At 73.1% G+C, this 16269-nt stretch carries 13 protein-coding genes and 3 pseudogenes; 5 read left to right on the top strand and 11 right to left on the bottom strand.

Annotated features, from left to right (window positions below; translation table 11 throughout):
* Positions 1-28 precede the first annotated feature (28 nt).
* Positions 29-297 (bottom strand): annotated as a pseudogene (locus tag AC3EUJ_RS20605) (ABC transporter permease); the annotation flags it as partial.
* A 239-nt stretch (positions 298-536) separates the two neighbouring features.
* On the opposite strand from AC3EUJ_RS20605, the gene AC3EUJ_RS20600 reads away from it, so the two are divergent.
* Entirely contained in the window at positions 537-959 is a 423-nt protein-coding gene (locus tag AC3EUJ_RS20600; RefSeq protein ID WP_431963409.1) for a secondary thiamine-phosphate synthase enzyme YjbQ, read from the top strand.
* 19 nt (positions 960-978) lie between these two features.
* Here the strand turns inward: AC3EUJ_RS20600 and AC3EUJ_RS20595 are convergent, their stop codons facing one another.
* From AC3EUJ_RS20595 to AC3EUJ_RS20575, 5 genes are all read right to left on the bottom strand, one after another.
* Entirely contained in the window at positions 979-1644 is a 666-nt protein-coding gene (locus tag AC3EUJ_RS20595; protein ID WP_431963407.1) for an HAD family hydrolase, read from the bottom strand.
* 25 nt (positions 1645-1669) lie between these two features.
* The gene (locus AC3EUJ_RS20590) at positions 1670-2158 is read right to left on the bottom strand and encodes an Lrp/AsnC family transcriptional regulator (protein ID WP_431963405.1); all 489 of its coding nucleotides are present in this window, start codon (positions 2156-2158) and stop codon (positions 1670-1672) included.
* Between the two features lie 72 nt (positions 2159-2230).
* A complete protein-coding gene (locus AC3EUJ_RS20585) occupies positions 2231-4438 on the bottom strand; it encodes a xanthine dehydrogenase family protein molybdopterin-binding subunit (protein WP_431963403.1) in 2208 nt (735 codons plus the stop codon).
* Positions 4435-5424, bottom strand: a complete 990-nt coding sequence (locus tag AC3EUJ_RS20580) for an FAD binding domain-containing protein (RefSeq protein ID WP_431963401.1) — start codon at positions 5422-5424, stop codon at positions 4435-4437. Before AC3EUJ_RS20580 ends, AC3EUJ_RS20585 begins: the two co-directional genes overlap by 4 nt.
* On the bottom strand, positions 5411-5938 hold the full coding sequence (locus AC3EUJ_RS20575) for a (2Fe-2S)-binding protein (protein ID WP_431963399.1): 528 nt from the start codon (positions 5936-5938) through the stop codon (positions 5411-5413). The genes AC3EUJ_RS20580 and AC3EUJ_RS20575 overlap by 14 nt, the downstream gene beginning before the upstream one ends.
* A gap of 370 nt (positions 5939-6308) precedes the next feature.
* Between AC3EUJ_RS20575 and AC3EUJ_RS20570 the strand changes: the two genes are divergently transcribed.
* From AC3EUJ_RS20570 to AC3EUJ_RS20560, 3 genes are all read left to right on the top strand, one after another.
* A complete protein-coding gene (locus tag AC3EUJ_RS20570; RefSeq protein ID WP_431963397.1) occupies positions 6309-7814 on the top strand; it encodes an FUSC family protein in 1506 nt (501 codons plus the stop codon).
* Positions 7815-8378: 564 nt separating this feature from the next.
* Positions 8379-9653, top strand: a complete 1275-nt coding sequence (locus AC3EUJ_RS20565) for a nitric oxide synthase oxygenase (RefSeq protein WP_431963395.1) — start codon at positions 8379-8381, stop codon at positions 9651-9653.
* 78 nt (positions 9654-9731) lie between these two features.
* Positions 9732-10769 (top strand): lactonase family protein, encoded by a 1038-nt coding sequence (locus tag AC3EUJ_RS20560; RefSeq protein WP_431963394.1) that lies wholly within the window; start codon positions 9732-9734, stop codon positions 10767-10769.
* 91 nt (positions 10770-10860) lie between these two features.
* Here AC3EUJ_RS20560 and AC3EUJ_RS20555 read toward each other — a convergent pair whose 3' ends face one another.
* From AC3EUJ_RS20555 to AC3EUJ_RS20540, 4 genes and pseudogenes are all read right to left on the bottom strand, one after another.
* Positions 10861-11736, bottom strand: coding sequence for a sirohydrochlorin chelatase (locus AC3EUJ_RS20555; RefSeq protein ID WP_431963392.1), 876 nt, complete (start codon positions 11734-11736; stop codon positions 10861-10863).
* Positions 11737-11862: 126 nt separating this feature from the next.
* The gene (locus tag AC3EUJ_RS20550) at positions 11863-12642 is read right to left on the bottom strand and encodes an LURP-one-related family protein (RefSeq protein WP_431963479.1); all 780 of its coding nucleotides are present in this window, start codon (positions 12640-12642) and stop codon (positions 11863-11865) included.
* A 50-nt stretch (positions 12643-12692) separates the two neighbouring features.
* Positions 12693-13301, bottom strand: a pseudogene (locus tag AC3EUJ_RS20545) (uracil-DNA glycosylase); the annotation flags it as partial.
* Positions 13302-13332: 31 nt separating this feature from the next.
* On the bottom strand, positions 13333-14418 hold the full coding sequence (locus tag AC3EUJ_RS20540; protein ID WP_431963390.1) for a sialidase family protein: 1086 nt from the start codon (positions 14416-14418) through the stop codon (positions 13333-13335).
* Between the two features lie 144 nt (positions 14419-14562).
* On the opposite strand from AC3EUJ_RS20540, the pseudogene AC3EUJ_RS20535 reads away from it, so the two are divergent.
* Positions 14563-14853 (top strand): annotated as a pseudogene (locus tag AC3EUJ_RS20535) (ArsR/SmtB family transcription factor); the annotation flags it as partial.
* On the opposite strand, the gene AC3EUJ_RS20530 reads toward AC3EUJ_RS20535, so the two are convergent.
* Entirely contained in the window at positions 14755-16167 is a 1413-nt protein-coding gene (locus AC3EUJ_RS20530; RefSeq protein WP_431963388.1) for a nucleobase:cation symporter-2 family protein, read from the bottom strand. The pseudogene AC3EUJ_RS20535 and the gene AC3EUJ_RS20530 sit on opposite strands and share 99 nt — an antisense overlap.
* Positions 16168-16269 lie beyond the last annotated feature (102 nt).

The raw sequence follows: 16269 nt of genomic DNA, 5'->3' as shown, positions 1-16269 counted from the left end.
GACCGCCCACGGTTTCCGCGGCGTTGGCTCACTGGCCGGTGGAGGCCGGTCGCCGTTGCGGCAGCAGCCTTAGACAAGGCGGACGGCGATGTCGGCGGTGAGGCCGAGGAAGGCGTGGACGACGAGGCAGACCACGATCACGTCGGTCCGCAGGAAGCGCCGTGCCTGGTTCATCAGGAAGCCGATGCCGTCGGAGGCGTTGATCTGCTCCCCGAAGCCCATCGCGAGCCACGCGGTCGCGAGCGATGAGCGCAGCCCCGTCATCGCGCCGGGCAGCAGCGCGCCCGGCGGCACGACGGGTTGGGGGCGCGCGGGAAGGCGCGTGAAAAGATGTGGAGGCGTCAGCAGCCGCGGCGACAGGCGGCGGAGGCCACCCGCAGTAGGTCGATGTGACCGCGCGTGGTGAACAGAACGGGACGCGACATGCCGACGAACGTAGCCAGGCCGTCCAGATGGCTCCAACGGTGTCTCGGCCCTCGGAACGCCCGCGACGGCCCCGGAACGCGCGGTGTTCCCGGGTGAGTCACCATGGTCACATGGCCGACGCTTTCTCCACCCGCACCATCGACGTCACCACCGGCAGCCGCGAGACGGTCCACGACCTGACCGGCGCCTGCGCCGACTTCCTCGACGACGTCGCCCATGGACGCGACGGGCTGCTCAACGTGTTCGTCCCGCACGCCACCGCCGGGATCGCCGTCATCGAGACCGGCGCGGGCAGCGACGACGACCTCCTGACCGCGCTCCACGACCTGCTCCCTGCCGACGACCGCTGGCGCCACCGCCACGGCAGCCCCGGCCACGGCCGCGACCATGTGCTGCCTGCCATCGTCCCGCCGCACGCCACGCTCCCGGTGATCGGCGGCCGGCTGGAACTCGGCACCTGGCAGTCCGTCGTCCTGGTCGACACCAACCGCGACAACCCGCGACGCCAGGTCCGGTTGAGCTTCCTCGGCTGAACGCCGCACCGCCCGCGCGTCAGGCCGTCAGCCAGTCCATCACCGCGCGGGCGTCGAAGGCGTTCTGCCCGCCGCGCACCAGCAGACCGGCCGTCGCGAAGGCGGGATCGTCGGCCTGCACGGCCAGGTAGGGGACGGCGACGCACCGCATGCCCGCCCGGTGCGCCGCCTCCGCGCCGGGCGGCGAGTCCTCGACGACCACGCAGTCCGCCGGGTCCACGTCGAGCCGGGCCGCCGCCTCCAGGAAGACGTCCGGGGCGGGGTGGTCGACCTCCTCCGCCGAGACCACGGTCGTCAGCAGGGCGTCCAGCCCGGTCCCCGCCAGCACCGCCCGGATCGCCTCCCGCGAGGAGCCCGAGGCCACCGCCATGGGGTGCCCGGCCTGCGCCAGGAGTTCGGCGAACGCGCGCATCCGCGGGAACACGTGGGTGGCCCCGTGGGCCAGTTCCAGGTAGAGCCGGTTCTTGCCGTCCAGCAGCTCCTGGACGGACGCCGGCAGGCCGTACTCCTCGCGGAGGGTCGCCAGCGTCTCCTTGGTGCCGATGCCGACGAAGCGCCGGTGCTGCTCCCAGGTGAAGTCGTCCACGCCGTGCGCGGCCAGCAGCCGGCGGCCCGCCTCGAAGTAGTTGGGCTCGCTGTCCACGAGGGTGCCGTCCAGGTCGAATATCACCGCGGGGAGCGTCATGACCCCCAGCATGCCAAGCCCGCGATCACGGCGTGCGCCCGGCCGCGGCGTCCCGGCCGACCTCCCGGACCAGCGGCAGCATCCGCTGCGGCACCCGCTCGCGCAGCGCCACCTCGGTGCGGGTGCGCACCACACCCGGCACTTGGATCAGACGCTGGATCACGTCCTCCAGGTGTGCGGCGTCCCGGGCGACCACCCGGGTGAGCAGGTCCCCGCCGCCGGTGATCGAGAACGCCTCGATGATCTCGGGCACAGCGGCCAGGGCCTCGCCCGCGTCGTCCAGATGACCCTGGGTCACCTCCAGGTGGACGAAGGCCAGCACCCGGTACCCCAGGGCCTCGGGCGACAGCCGCGGCTCGTACCCGGTGATCACCCCGTCCCGGTCCAGCCGGTCCAGCCGCGCCTGCAGGGTCCCCCGCGCCACACCCAGGATGCGGGCGTACTCGCGGACGCTGGTGCGCGGCTGTTCCAGCAGCAGCGCCAGGATCCGGGCGTCCAGCTCGTCAGCGGGCACGGGGCGCGGCCTCCTTGGGGTCCCGGGCGTACGGCAGGGGATCCGACGCTACCGACGGCCCGTGCGCGCCGCTCAGAGCAGGTCGTCGATGGTGATCGGCAGGTCGCGGATGCGCTTGCCGGTGGCGTGGTGAACGGCGTTGGCGATGGCGGGCGCGATGCCGACCAGGCCGACCTCGCCGACTCCCTTGGTGCCGGTCGGCGTGCCGCGGTCGGGCTCGCCTACGAAGATCACGTCCAGCTCCGGGATGTCGGCGTTCACGGCGACGAGATAGTCCCCGAACGTCCCGTTGGCGATCCGGCCGGTACGCGGGTCGGTGACGGTGTCCTCGAACAGGGCCATGCCGATCCCGCCGACCGTCCCGCCGATGATCTGGCTCCTGGCCGTCTTCTCGTTGAGGATGCGGCCGCCGTCGATCGCGGACACCACGCGGGCGACACGGACGATGCCGAGGTCGGCGTCGACGCGCACCTCCACGAACTTCGCGCCGTAGGCCCCGGCCGGCGACATGCCGATCTCGGCCGGGACGAGGGGCGTGCTGCTCCCGGTCGCCGTGAGCTGGGGCAGCCCGTGCCGGGCGAGGATGTCGGCGTACGACTGCCCGCGGTCCGGGCGGCCGACGAGGTGGACCCCGCCGCCGGAGGCCTCGACGTCCTCGGGGGAGGCGCCCAGCAGCGGCGAGCCGGCGTCCCCGCGGGCGAGGTCGGCGAACAGCCCCACGAGCCTGCGGCAGGCGTCGTGCACGGCGTTGCCGAGCGCACCGGTCAGCCCGGAGCCGCCCGCCATCATCGAGTCGGGCATGTCGGAGTCGCCGAGGTCGAAGCGGACCTTGTCCATGGGCAGGCCCAGTTCCTCGGCGGACAGCTGTGCCATCACGGTGTACGTGCCGGTGCCGATGTCCGTCGCCGCACTGCGCACGAACGCGCTGCCGTCGCGGTTGACGGTGACCTCGGCCATGCACGGCGTCGCGAAGTACGGGAACATCGCGCTCGCCATGCCGTAGCCCACGAGCCAGTTGCCGTCGCGCATGGACCGCGGCTCCGGGTTCCGGTCGGACCAGCCGAAGCGCCGCGCCCCGGCCTCGTAGCACTCCAGGAGTGCCTTACCGGACCAGGGCAGCCCGTTGCGCGGGTCGACCTCGGTGTGGTTGCGGATCCGCAGCTCCAGCGGGTCCATGCGCAGGGTGTAGGCCAGCTCGTCGAGGGCCGATTCCAGCGCGAAGGAGCCCTGCGCCTCCGCGGGGGCGCGCATCGAGGTCGGCACGGCGATGTTGAGCTTGGCCTGCTCGTCGCGGGTGATCACGTTCGGGCACCGGTAGGAGAAGGCGGTCCCGTGGGAGAACGGCTCGTAGTCGTTGTCCTCCATGCTCAGCGAGCTGAGGCTGCGGTGGTCGAGGGCGACCAGTTCGCCGTCGCGCGAGGCGCCCACGCTGAGCCACTGCACCCCGCTGGGACGGTGCCCGACGGAGGTGAACATCTGCGGCCGGGTCAGCACGAGCTTCACCGGGCGCTTGGTCGTCCGGGCGGCCATCGCGGTGAGGATCACGTGCGGCCACGCCCGCAGCCCGGCGCCGAAGCCACCGCCCACGTAGGGCACCAGCACCCGCACCGAGCTCTCGGGGATGCCGAAGGCCATGGCGAGTGTGGTGCGCACCATCGACGGCCACTGGCTGGTGTCGTGGACGGTGAGGGTGTCCCCCTCCCACACGGCCAGCGTGGCGAACAGCCCGAGCGGGTTGTTGGTGTTGTCCGCCGTGAAATACGTACCGCGCACGACGACGTCGGCGGCCTCCAGTGCCGCGGCGGCGTCGCCGCGCGAGTGGTCCATCTTCCACGGGTCCACCAGATGCTGCGCCCGCGGGTCCTGCAGGTCCAGCAAAGGCTCGGCGGCCTCGTACTCCGCGTGCACCAGCCGTGCCGCGGCGGTGGCCTGTTCGGGTGTCTCGGCCACCACGAAGGCGATGTGCTGCCCGTGGTGCATGACCCGGTCGTTGCGCAGCGGGGCGGGCGGCGACTCGCCGAGCACCGTGGTGGGGCCGGTCCCGACCCGCGGGGCGTTCTCGTGGGTGAGCACCGAGATCACACCCGGGGAGCGTTCGGCCTCCTCGGTGTCCATGCGGACGATCCGGCCCGAGGCGACCGTGCTCTGCACCAGGGCGCCGTAGGCCTGGCCGGGGACGCTGAAGTCCATCGGGTAGGGGGCGGCGCCGGTGACCTTGCGCGGTCCGTCGACCCGGTTGAGGCCCGCGCCGACCAACGGCCTGCTCTCGACCGTGCTCATGCCGTCACTCCTGACACTGTCTGCAGCTCGCGGACGAGGGTCCGGCGGGCCAGGGGCACCTTGAACGCCGTGCCGGGCACGGTCCAGGCGTCGCGCATCGTCGCCTCGGACGCGTCGACGAACGTCGCCGACGTGGCGGGCGCGCCGGTCAGCACGTGCTCGGCCTCGTAGGCCCGCCAGGGTTTCGACCCCACCCCGCCGAGGCCGACCCGGGCCTGACGGATCGTGCCGTCCTCCACGACGAGCACCACCGCGGCCGAGGTCAGGGCGAACTCGTAGGACACCCGGTCGCGGACCTTGAGGTAGCCCGAGCGGGCGGACGGCGGTGGGAGCGGGATCTCCACCTCGGTGATCAGCTCGGCGTGCTCCAGGACGTTCTCCCGCTGGGGGCTCTCGACTGCCGTCACGTAGAACTCCGTCAGAGGGACGGTGCGCCGGCCCGACAGCCCCTGGATGTGCACGACCGCGTCGAGCGCCACCAGTGCGACGGCGAGGTCCGAGGCGTGCAGCGCGATGCAGTTCTCGCTCACGCCGAGGACGGCGTGCATCCTGGCCACGCCCCGCACGGCCGCGCAGCCGGTGCCCGGAGCGCGCTTGTTGCACTCGAGCACATTGGGGTCGCGGAAGTAGCGGCAGCGGGTGCGCTGCAGCAGGTTGCCGCCGATCGTCGCCATGTTGCGCAACTGCGTCGACGCGCCCAGCAGGAGGGCCTCGCGCACCACCGGCAGCCGCTCGGCGACGGTGGCGTCCGCGGCCAGCTCCTCCATCGTGGCCAGCGCCCCCACGTGGAGCGACTCGCCGCGCCGCTCGATGCCGTGCAGCGGGAGCCGGGTTATGTCGATCAGCGTCGGCGGCTCAAGGACCCCGTCCTTCATCAGGTCCAGCTGGGTCGTGCCGCCCGCGAGACAGGACGCCGACGGGTCCTCCGCCAGCATCCGTACGACCTCTTGGGTGTCGGTCGCCCGCACGTACTCAAAGGTGCGCATCGTAACCTCCCCCTGATGCCGCCTCACGGATCGCGGCCACGATGTTGGGATAGGCGCCGCAGCGGCACAGGTTGCCGCTCATGAACTCCCGGATCTCCTCGTCGGAGCCGGTCCGGCCCTCGGCCATCAGCGCCACCGCGGACATGATCTGCCCGGGGGTGCAGAAACCGCACTGGAAGCCGTCGTGGTCCATGAAGGACCGCTGCACCGGGTGCGGCCCCTCCGTGCCCGCGACGCCCTCGATGGTGGTGATCGCCCGGCCCTCGGCCTGCGCCGCCAGTGTCAGGCAGGACAGCACTCTCCTGCCGTCGAGATGGACCGTGCACGCACCGCAGGCTCCCTGGTCGCAGCCCTTCTTCGTGCCCGTCAGGCCCAGCCGGTCCCGCAGCGCGTCCAACAGCGTCACCCGGGTGTCCAGGCGAAGGGTGTATGACCGGCCGTTGACGTCGAGTGTCACGACGCGCTCGATGGTTCCGGGACGGCCCACGTCCCGCTCGCTCGCCACGTCCCTCATCGCGTCCTCCTCCGGACGGGTCGGCTTCGACTCGGGCCCCTCCTGGGGCGGATCCGGTGAGTTGGTTCGTCGGGCGCCTTTAAAGGCGGGATCGACTTTTTCGCGTCAATACGTCCGCCTTTCTCCTCAATATACGCCGAATGGGCGTTCCGGCATGGGCCACTGGTCCGTCCCCGCCCTGGCCGGCGGAATGGGGCCTGGGCCAATGGCCCAGTGGGGACGCGGTCGGTTGAGCCACGGGCCCGAAGGATGTTTTCCTGTAGGCGACGATGGCGTTGCGGCGGACACGAGGTCCCCGCAGCGCCTTTTCCATGCGCGGACACACACCGCGGCACGAACGAAGGGGCGGGACGCGCACGTGCTGAGGCGGATGTTCATCGCACCGGACCCGGGGCGCGCGCGGCTGCGCAGCGGCTCGCGCGCGGTCCTGGGCATCGCGGGGGCGGTCGCCGCCGTGGCGGCGGCCGGGCTGCCGCTGCCCGCCGTCGTGGTCGGCGGGCTGGCCGCGCTGCTCGCGCTCTTCGTCGTCGCCGACCCCGGCCCGGCCCGCCAGGCCGTGACGACGGCGCTGACGCCCGTGGTGGCCTTCCCCGTCCTCGCGCTGGCCGCGTGGCTTCACCCGTACCCGGGCGCACGGGACGCGGCCTTCCTCGCGGTGGTCTTCGCCGGGGTCTACGCCCGCCGCTGGGGGCCGCGCGGCCACGCGCTGGGCGTATTCGCCTTCATGATGTTCTTCATCGCCCAGTTCCTGCGGGCCGGGCCGGGACTGCTGCCGGAGCTGTACGGGGCCGTGGGCCTCGGGCTGGGCTGCGCCGCCCTCGTCCGCTTCGGCCTCTGGTGCTACGAGCGCGCGGCCGCCCCGGCACCCGCCGTCTCCGCGCCCCAGCCGCGGGGGCTGCGCCGACCGACGACCCGGCAGGCCTTCCAGGCGGTGCTCGCTGGCGGCATCGCGGTGGCGGTGGGCCAGGCGCTGTCCGAGGACCGCTGGTACTGGGCCGTCGGCACCGCCTGGTGGATCTTCGTGAACACCACCTCGCGGGGCGAGACCCTCGTGCGCGGCTTCCGCCGGGTCCTCGGCACCGTCACCGGTATCGCCGCCGGGCTCGCCGTGGCGCTTCCGCTGCACGGGGCGCCCGCCCCGACCGCCGGGCTCGTCGCCGTCTGCGTCTTCGGGATCTTCTACACCGCCCCGGTCTCGTACAGCTGGATGATGTTCTTCGTGACCGTGATGGCGGGGCTGCTCTACGGCCTGCTCGGCATCCTCCACCCCGGGCTGCTGGTGCTGCGGCTGGGCGAGACCGCCGTCGGCGCCCTGGGTGCGGCCGTCGCGGTCCTCATGGTGCTGCCGGTGACCACGCACGCGGCGACCGACGCCTGGATCCGCCGCGCACTGCAGGCGGTCCACGACTTCACCGGCGAGGCCGCCCGTCACCTCGCCGGCGGCCCGGGCCACGACCTGGCGCGCCATGTGGCCGAGCTCGACGTCCTCCTGGAGCGGGTGCGCGCCGCCGTCGCCCCGCTGGTGCATCCCCTCAGCCCGCTGCGGCGTCGCAAGGCCCGGGCGCGTACCGTCCTCGCCCTGCTCGACGAGTGCGCCCGCCAGGTCCGCGGCCTCGCGGAGGTCGTGGCCGACCCGCACGCCTGCCATGACGAGCGCCTCACGGCGGCGTGCCGCCGGGTCGAGATCGCGGTGCGGCGTCTGGTGCCCCCGGGCGCGGCCGGGGATGGTGCCCCGGCGTCGGTCATGGTCAGCGGCTCTCATCCGCACGCCGACCGGGCCCTGGAGCACCTGCGGGGTCTGGAGGCGGCGCTCAGCGGCCTGGCCGCGCCCCTCGGCGCGGCCCCGCGTCCGGCGCGGCCTGCCGGGTCCGTCTGAGGCGCCCGGCCGCGGGGCGCGGTCCTGCCGGTACGCCTGCCATGACGAGCGCTTACGGCGGCGTGCCGCCGGGTCGAGATCGCGGTGCGGTGCCCGATGCCCTCGGCGAACCGCGGGCATGTATCCGTACGCCGGCCGGCCCCGGGGGCGTCTTCCCGGCCCGGCTGACGCACCCGCCCGACGCACCCGCCCGAGGGGCGCGCCCCTGCCGTGCGGAGGTCCAGCGGCGGCGCCGGGCGTGCGCGAGGCGGGTTCGTACGCGCCCCGGGCGGATCGGGACCGGTCACGGTCATCACGTGACCGGATGTGTCCGACCTGGGAAGCGATGTCGTCAATTCGCCTGATTCGACGTCCAGTTCGGCGCCGCGTGCCAGGATGACTGACTCCGGACAAGCGGTCATACCGATTCCAGTCTCGTGCCGTACCCGCGGACCGTGAGGGAAACGGTTCGCGCAGGCGGTCTTGGGGGTGCCAGGCGTGCTGAGATTTCTGCGCCGTACCGGGGGGAAGAACGAACGGAGTACCGGGCCGGGCCGCGTGCCTCCCGCGGCGGAGCACGCGCGGATGGACGGCCCCGAGCCACTGGCCGGGTGGCCCGCCGGACACCCGCAGGCGGCGGAGGCGGGTGCCGAGGGGCGGCCTCCCGAGGGCGCGGCGGCCTCCTGTCCCGTGGACCGCGCGGCCGGCGGGGACGGTGCCCCCTCCGTCCGGCACAAGGACGTGGACGTCCGCGCGCTTGCCATCGACTTCCTGGGCCAGTACCACCGCGAGTTGCCCGGCGCCGCCGGCGCCGCCGGCGACGCCGAACGGCGCCTGTCCGCGGTGCTCGCCGAGATCGACGCGACGGGCACCTACCGGCACACCCACGAGGAACTCGTCTTCGGCGCGCGCGTCGCCTGGCGCAACAGCAACCGCTGCATAGGGCGGCTGTACTGGAACTCCCTGCAGGTCCGCGACCGCCGCCACGTCGCGACGGCGCGCGGGGTGGCCCTGGAAGCCGCCGCCCACCTGAGGGCCGCGACCAACGGCGGGCGGATCCGCCCGGTCATCACCGTCTTCGCCCCGGACGCGCCGGACCGGCCCGGCCCGAGGATCTGGAACGACCAGCTGATCCGCTACGCCGGGTACCCGCGGCCCGACGGCGGAGTGCTCGGCGATCCGGGCAACACCGGCATCACCGAGGCGGCCCGGCGGCTCGGCTGGTCCGGCGGCCCCGGCACCCCCTTCGACGTCCTGCCACTGGTCGTCCAGGGCGGAGCCGAACCGCCGCGCCACTTCCCGCTGCCGGCCGACGCGGTGCTGGAGGTGCCGATCGTGCACCCGGAGTTCGACTGGCTGGCGGAGTGGGGCCTGCGCTGGCACGCCGTCCCGGCCATCTCCTCCATGTGCCTGGAGATCGGCGGCGTCTGCTATCCGGCCGCGCCTTTCAACGGCTGGTACATGGGCACCGAGATAGGCGCCCGAAACTTCGCCGACACCGACCGCTACGACCTCCTGCCGCGCTTCGCCGACCGCCTCGGCCTGGACACCGGCAGCGACCGCTCGCTCTGGCGCGACCGGGCCCTGGTCGAGCTCAACCGGGCCGTACTGCACTCCTTCGACCGCGTCGGCGTCAGCATCACCGACCACCACACAGAGTCCCGGCGCTTCCTCGCCCACATCGAACGGGAGGAGCGCAAGGGCCGTCCCGTGCCCGCCGACTGGTCGTGGATCGTGCCGCCGATCTCCGGCTCGGCCACCGGTGTCTTCCACCGCTACTACGACACCGGCGATCCGACCCCCGCCTACGTCCACCACCCCCAGTCCCTCGCCCTCTCCCGCGGTGAGACGCTGGTGTGACGGGGGCAACGGGATCGGTTTCCGGCCACTGCGTTAATCTCAGCCGCCGTACAGACAACCTGCGGAAGAGGTACGGCAGTGGCCGGGCACGTTTACATCGGGTCGTTCACCTCGGCGGGCGGAAAAGGGCTGACCACCGCCGCCGTCGAGCCCGATTCGGGAGCGCTGACGGTGCTGCGCGCCGACTCCGCGGTGGAGGACCCCTCCTTCCTCGTGCTCTCCGAGGATCGCGGCCTGCTCTACGCCGTCAGTGAGCACGCCGAGGCCGGCGGCGCGGCCGTGTTCTCGCTGGGCGACCCCGCCCGCCCCCAGCCGCTGGGTGCCACGGTGCCGGTGGGCGGTGGCGCGCCCACCCATCTGTGCCTGCACCGGGGCCACCTGCTCACCGCCAACTACGCCTCCGGCACCGTCAGCGTGCTGCCGGTCGACGACCGCGGCGCGCTCGGCGCGCCGCGCCACGTCCTGGAGCACGAGGGCGACGGCCCCGACCCGGAGCGGCAGGAGGGCCCGCACGCCCATATGGTGCTGCCCGACCCCTCCGGGCGCTGGGTGCTCAGTGTGGACCTCGGCACGGACTCCGTGCGCGTCTGCGAACTCGACGCGGACAGCGGGGAGCTGGAAGTGGAACGCGAGATGGGCCTGCGTTCCGGCACCGGACCGCGCCACCTCACCTTCCACCCGCGCGGTGACCGCGCCTACGTCATGAACGAGCTGGACTCCGTGGTGACGGTCTGTCACTGGGACGCGGAGGCGGGCCGTCTGAAGCCCGTCGCCGAGGTCTCCGTGCTGCCCGCGGCCGCCTCCGGTCCGAACTACCCCTCCGAGCTGGTCGTCTCGCCCGACGGCCGGTTCGCCTGGGCCGCCAACCGCGGGCACAACAGCATCGCCGTCCTGTCCGTCGACGAGAGCGGTGACCGGCTGGAGCTGCTGGAGACGGTGGACTGCGGCGGCGACTGGCCCCGCCACCTGACCCTCGACCCCTCCGGGAAGCGGCTCTACGCGGCCAACGAGCGCTCCGGCGACGTCAGCTGGTTCGACCTGGACCCGGCCACCGGCACGCCGAAGCTCGCGGGCTCGGTGGCCGTGCCGGCCGCGTCCTGCGTGGTCTTCGGCTGACGGCGGCCGCCCCGTACGCGCAACGGCGTGGTGGTTCGCCCCGGGAGCCCGGAGCGCACCACCACGCCGTTGTCGTCGACGTCCCGGGGGTTCAGCCCAGGGGAGCGCCCTGCGACGGCTGGGCGATGCCCAGGGCCGCCGTGTACGTGGAGACGACCAGCTTGCCGATGGTCGGGTAGGGACCCAGCGCGTCGGCCGCGGAGCAGTCGGCCTCCTTGGCGGCGTCGTGCAGCACCTCGGGGGCGACCTCGGGACCGATCACGTACGGCGCGAGCGCCAGCGTGGTCGAGCCGGAAGAGCGCAGCTGCTCGGCGGCCTGGGTGATCGAGCCCTCGATGTCCAGCGCGGCGGCCAGCACCGGCACGGCGAGGCGCGCAGCCAGCAGCAGACCGGTCACACCGGCGGCCTGGACGGCCTCCTCGCCACCGACGGTGGCCAGGATGATGCCGTCGGCGGCCGTGGCCACCGTGAACAGACGCGCGCGGTCGGCGCGGGCCAGTCCTGCCTCGGAGAGCCGTACGTGCAGTGCCTCGGCCAGCAGCGGGTGGGGGCCGAGCACGTCGGTCACCTCGGCCGCGGCGCGGCTGTCCGCCACGGCCTGGCGGATCCGGCGCATCACCGACGCCTCGGGACCGGCCAGCAGCGGGACCACGACGGCGGCGGGGGCCTGGTCGCCACGCTCGGTGGCCGCCTGGGCCAGCACGGACTCGAGCGTCGGGTACTCCTCGCCGTCGCCGTCGACGTAGCCGATGCGCGGGTCGAGTCCGGAGAGCTCGATGCGGGCGATGCTGACGATCTCCTCGGCGAGACTGCGTATCGCGGAGGACGGGGTGCCGGGCACGGCGAGGACCAGCGCGGGGGCGCCCTCGGGCGTGGTCAGCGGCTCCGGCCGCCGGTGCCGCCCGGGCTGGCGGGGGCGGGGCATACGAACGGGCAGGCCGGGTGCGGGGCCTTCGGCAGTGCTCATGGCGAGGCATGCTAGTGCCTTTGCGCGCTCTGTTGTTCGGGCGGGTCCATCGCAGGGGTTACCTGTCCGGTTCTGTCCTGATACGGTGCCGGGTCCGCGCACCCCGGCACCGTATGCGTGCCACGCTCAGCCGAGTCCGCGCGAGTCCTGCTTGAGCGCGGTGTCCACGGTGAGGGCGGAGGCGACGACCATGCTCAGCAGGGGGTCCGGCAGCTGCCGGTGGATCTGCAGCACGTAGTTGTCGGCCGTGGTGAACATCGTCTTCGCCAGGCCCTCCCAGGTCTTGGTGATCCGGGCGACCTCGGTGTCCGTGTGGTCGACGATGGCGAAGTTCCAGGCGCGCCAGTTCTCGGCCTTGATCGCGCCGATCTTCTGGCCGTTCACCTCGAACGCGAAGTTGATCTTGCCGATGGCGTTCTGCTGCACGATCTCGCCGAGCGTCATGCCGTCGGCGCGCTGCACGATCACCTTGGACTTGATGAGCTTCGCAGGCCGGGTCAGCAGCAACTGGGGCTGCCCGTGCGCGTCGCGCACCTCCAGGCGCACCGACATGAACTGGTCGACGCTCGCGACGAAGCGCAGCACCTTGCGCGCGGTGCTCTGGCCGACCTGGACCACCGAGCCGAGCCGGCGCCCCTGCTGGTCGAAGACGCTGTACTCGTTGTTCAGCTCGATGAGCTTGGCCTTCTGGTTGACCACCAGGACGGGCTCGCTGAAGAGGGTGCCCCCACCAGGACCGGTGGGGGCCACGCCCGCCTGCTGCTGCACCTGGCGCTGGATGCGCGCGGGGTCGGGGCCCCCGTCGACGCCCAGCTCCCAGGGGTTGTCCTTGGGCTGCGGCGGGACCTGTGCCCCGCCCGCGTGGGTGTGCTCCGTCCACTGGGACCCGTCCCAGTAACGCAGCAGGTTCCGCGTGCCGTGCGGGTCCGGGTACCAGCCCGCCGGGGTGTTCGATTGCGCGAGCCGAAGAAACCGCGGTCGGCCGACATGGGGGAGGGGTGGGCGGACTCGATGGCCGGCAGGCTTCCCAGCAGTGGCCGCAGGCTGCGCGCGTCGGAGCCCCACAGGATGGACACCAGCGGCTTGCCGCGCGCGGCGAGTGCGCGGATGGCCTGCTCGGTGACCGCCTCCCAGCCCTTGCCGCGGTGCGCCCTCGGCGTGCGCGGCGCGGTGGTGAGCGCCCTGTTGAGCAGCAGGACGCCCTGCCGGGTCCAGGGGGTCAGGTCGCCGTTGGAGGGCCGGGGCAGGCCGAGGTCGGTGTTCAGCTCCTGGTAGATGTTCTGCAGGCTGGGGGGCACCGGCCGTACCTCGGGGGCCACCGAGAACGACAGCCCCACGGCGTGCCCCGGGGTGGGATAAGGGTCCTGGCCCACGATCAGCACCCGGACGTCGTCGAAGGGCTGCTGGAACGCGCGCAGCACGTTCGCCCCCGACGGCAGGTAGGTGCGGCCGGCGGCGATCTCGGCGCGCAGGAAGTCGCCCATTTCGGCGATCCTCCCGGCGACCGGCTCCAGGGCCTTGGCCCAGCCTTCTTCGACGATTTCGTTCAACGGTCGTGCTGCCACGGTGAGTCACTCTAGTGGCTCACACCGACACTCAGACCACGGCCGCTCGCACGCACAGCACGTCGGGCAGGTGCGAGGTCACGAGCCGCCAAGTGTCGCCCTCGTCGGCGCTCGCGTACACCTCGCCGTTGCGGTTGCCGAAATACACGCCGACCGGGTCGGCGTCGTCGGTGCGCAGCCCGTCGCGCAGGACCACGCCGTAGTGCTCCTGCTTGGGCAGACCGGCGGACAGGGCGGTCCACGAGGCACCGGCGTCCTCGGTGCGGTAGACCCGGCAGCGGTAGTCGGGCTGGTAGCGGTCACTGCCGTCGTTGACCGGGGAGACGTACGCGACGCCGCCGCGCCGGGGGTGGGCGGCGACGGCGAAGCCGAAGTCCGCGGGCAGCCCCTTCCCGATCTCCGTCCACGTCGCGCCGGCGTCGTCGCTGCGGTAGACCCCGCCGTGGTTCTGCAGGTACAGCCGGTCCGGATCCTCGGCGTCCCGGGCGATCTTGTGCACGCACTGGCCGAACTCCGGGTACGGGTCGGGCAGGAACTCCGCCTTGAGCCCGGTGTTGGACGCCTCCCAGCTCGCGCCGCCGTCGGACGAGCGGTAGACCCCGCCGGAGGACACGGCCGCGATCACCGCGTCCGCGTCGCGCGGATCGGTGATCACCGTGTGCACCGCCTGCCCGCCGAAACCGGCGCCCCACAGCTCCCGCTGCGGGTGTTCCCACAGACTCCGCACGAACTCGAAGGTCACCCCGCCGTCGTCGGAACGGAAGAGCGCGCCCGGCTCCGTCCCGGCCCACACCAGGTCCGGGGCGCCGGTGCCGGCGGGCTGGATCTGCCAGACGCGCTCCAGGGAGGTGTCCGTGTCCTGGGGGAACCGCACCGCGGGCCGCGCCGGCTCCTCCCAGCTGCGCCCGAGGTCGTCGGAGCGGAACACCGACGGCCCCCAGTGTGAGCTGTCCGCGCCGACCAGCAGCCGGGGCACGGCGCGGCGCGTGTCGATGCCCACCGAGTACACCGCCTGCATGGGGAAGTGCGGGCCGGTCAGCTCCCACGACCCGGCGCCACCCCGCCGCCCCAGGAACAGTCCCTTGCGTGTGCCGATCGCGAGTACGACGTCGTCCATGACGCACCATCTCCAAGCTATGGGGTATGTGTTCTGCATCACAGATTCTGCACCGCCCCACCGACAGCCGGGGCCGCGGCGCGCTTTTCCCCCGCAGAAGGGGGTTGCGCCGGACGTGGTGCGCGACACTCCGCGGCGTGAACGCTGTCCGACCCCATGCGCCTGCGCGTGGTGCGGACGCCGGCGGCGCGGGGCGCGGAGGCGGCGTGCTGCGAGGTCGGACTGCCGGTCAGCAAGTCGACCTGCACCCACCACTTCCGGGTGCTGCGCGAGGCCGGGGTGATCAGCCGGACCCACCGGGGCACGTCCAGGATGAACGCGCCGCGCCGGGCGGACCTAGATGCGCTCTTCCCCGGGCTTCTGGACGGCGTCCTCGCCGCCGCCGATGGGCAGGACCGGCGGCTCGGCGGGACCGCCGTCCCCGTACGCGCCTGAACCGGAGCCCCCGGGCAGGTGGTTGAAGAGCAGGTTCAGTGCGATCGCGGTGATGCACCCCGCGCTGATCCCGCTGTCCATCACCGTCTGGAACCAGTCGGGGAAGGCGTCGTAGACCGTCGGGACGCCGACCGGGAGCAGTCCGACCGCGACCGACACGGCCACCACGGTCAGATTGCCGTTGCCGTGGAAGTCGACGGTCGACAGGGTCCGCACGCCGCTCGCCGCCACCGTCCCGAACATCACCAGGCCCGCACCGCCCAGCACAGGCGCCGGGATCGCCGCTACCACCGCCCCCAGTTTGGGCAGCAGCCCCAGCAGCACGAGGATGCCGCCCGCGGTCGCCACCACCCAGCGGCTGCGCACCCGGGTCATCCCCACGAGGCCGACGTTCTGCGCGTAGGCGGTGTACGGGAAGGTGTTGAAGATCCCGCCGAGCACCGTGGACACGCCGTCGGCGCGCAGCCCGTCCGCCAGCCGCCGCGGCTGCACGTGGCGGCCGGTCAGCTCGCCCACGGCGATGATGTCGCCGGTCGTCTCGGTCATCGTCACGAGGGCGACGACGAGCATGGAGGCGATCGCCGCGCCCTGGAAGTCCGGTGTGCCGAAGTGGAACGGCGTGCTGACCCCGACCCAGTGGGCGTCGCCGACCGCGCCGAAGTCGGTGAAGCCCAGCGGCACGGCCGCCAGGGTCCCCAGTACGACGCCCGCCAGGACCGCGATCCGCGCGACGGCCGGGGGCGCGAAGCGCTGGACCAGCAGGACGGCCACGAGCACCGCGGCCGCGAGCGCGATGTTCCGCCGCGCCCCGAAGTCCGCCGAACCCACACCGCCCGCCGCCCAGTTGCCGGCCACCGGCAGCAGGCTCAGCCCGATGATGAGGATCACGGTACCGGTCACCAGCGGCGGGAAGAACCGCAGCAGCCGCCCGAAGACCGGCGCCAGCAGGACCATGGCCACGCCCGAGGCGATGACGGCGCCGTAGATCGCGGGGAGTCCCCCGTCCTGGCCGATCAGCACCATGGGCGCGACCGCCGCGAAGGTGCAGCCCTGCATGATGGGCAGCCGGACGCCGAACCGCCACCAGCCGACGCACTGCAGCAGCGTGGCGATGCCGCACACCAGCAGGTCCGCCGTGATCAGGTAGGCGACGTCGGGCGGCGACAGCTTCAACGCATCGCCGACGATGAGCGGCACCGCGACCGCGCCCGCGTACATCGCCAGCACGTGCTGCAGCCCGAACGCGCCGAGCTGGACGGCGGGCAGGACCTCGTCGACGGGATGGACGGCGGGACGGTGCGGCGGCGTCGCCATGGGCAGCTCCTCGAACGCGGCGCGGGTGAGCGGTGGAACGATGAAGTGGTTGCCCGGGACCTTGGTGAGCGTAAACAGTCTGTGGACCGCGGAGGCAGTTCG

It is taken from the genome of Actinacidiphila sp. bgisy160 (assembly GCF_057707815.1).
This window is presented reverse-complemented; position numbering and strand designations above follow the sequence as displayed.

Excerpts from the sequence above, each read along its gene's own strand:
- AC3EUJ_RS20565 (WP_431963395.1), top strand. The coding sequence starts at position 8,379 with ATGGACGGCCCCGAGCCACTGGCCGGGTGGCCCGCCGGACACCCGCAG.
- AC3EUJ_RS20575 (WP_431963399.1), bottom strand. The coding sequence starts at position 5,938 with ATGAGGGACGTGGCGAGCGAGCGGGACGTGGGCCGTCCCGGAACCATC.
- AC3EUJ_RS20530 (WP_431963388.1), bottom strand. The coding sequence starts at position 16,167 with ATGGCGACGCCGCCGCACCGTCCCGCCGTCCATCCCGTCGACGAGGTC.
- AC3EUJ_RS20595 (WP_431963407.1), bottom strand. The coding sequence starts at position 1,644 with ATGACGCTCCCCGCGGTGATATTCGACCTGGACGGCACCCTCGTGGAC.
- AC3EUJ_RS20540 (WP_431963390.1), bottom strand. The coding sequence starts at position 14,418 with ATGGACGACGTCGTACTCGCGATCGGCACACGCAAGGGACTGTTCCTG.
- AC3EUJ_RS20600 (WP_431963409.1), top strand. The coding sequence starts at position 537 with ATGGCCGACGCTTTCTCCACCCGCACCATCGACGTCACCACCGGCAGC.
- AC3EUJ_RS20585 (WP_431963403.1), bottom strand. The coding sequence starts at position 4,438 with ATGAGCACGGTCGAGAGCAGGCCGTTGGTCGGCGCGGGCCTCAACCGG.
- AC3EUJ_RS20580 (WP_431963401.1), bottom strand. The coding sequence starts at position 5,424 with ATGCGCACCTTTGAGTACGTGCGGGCGACCGACACCCAAGAGGTCGTA.
- AC3EUJ_RS20555 (WP_431963392.1), bottom strand. The coding sequence starts at position 11,736 with ATGAGCACTGCCGAAGGCCCCGCACCCGGCCTGCCCGTTCGTATGCCC.
- AC3EUJ_RS20570 (WP_431963397.1), top strand. The coding sequence starts at position 6,309 with ATGTTCATCGCACCGGACCCGGGGCGCGCGCGGCTGCGCAGCGGCTCG.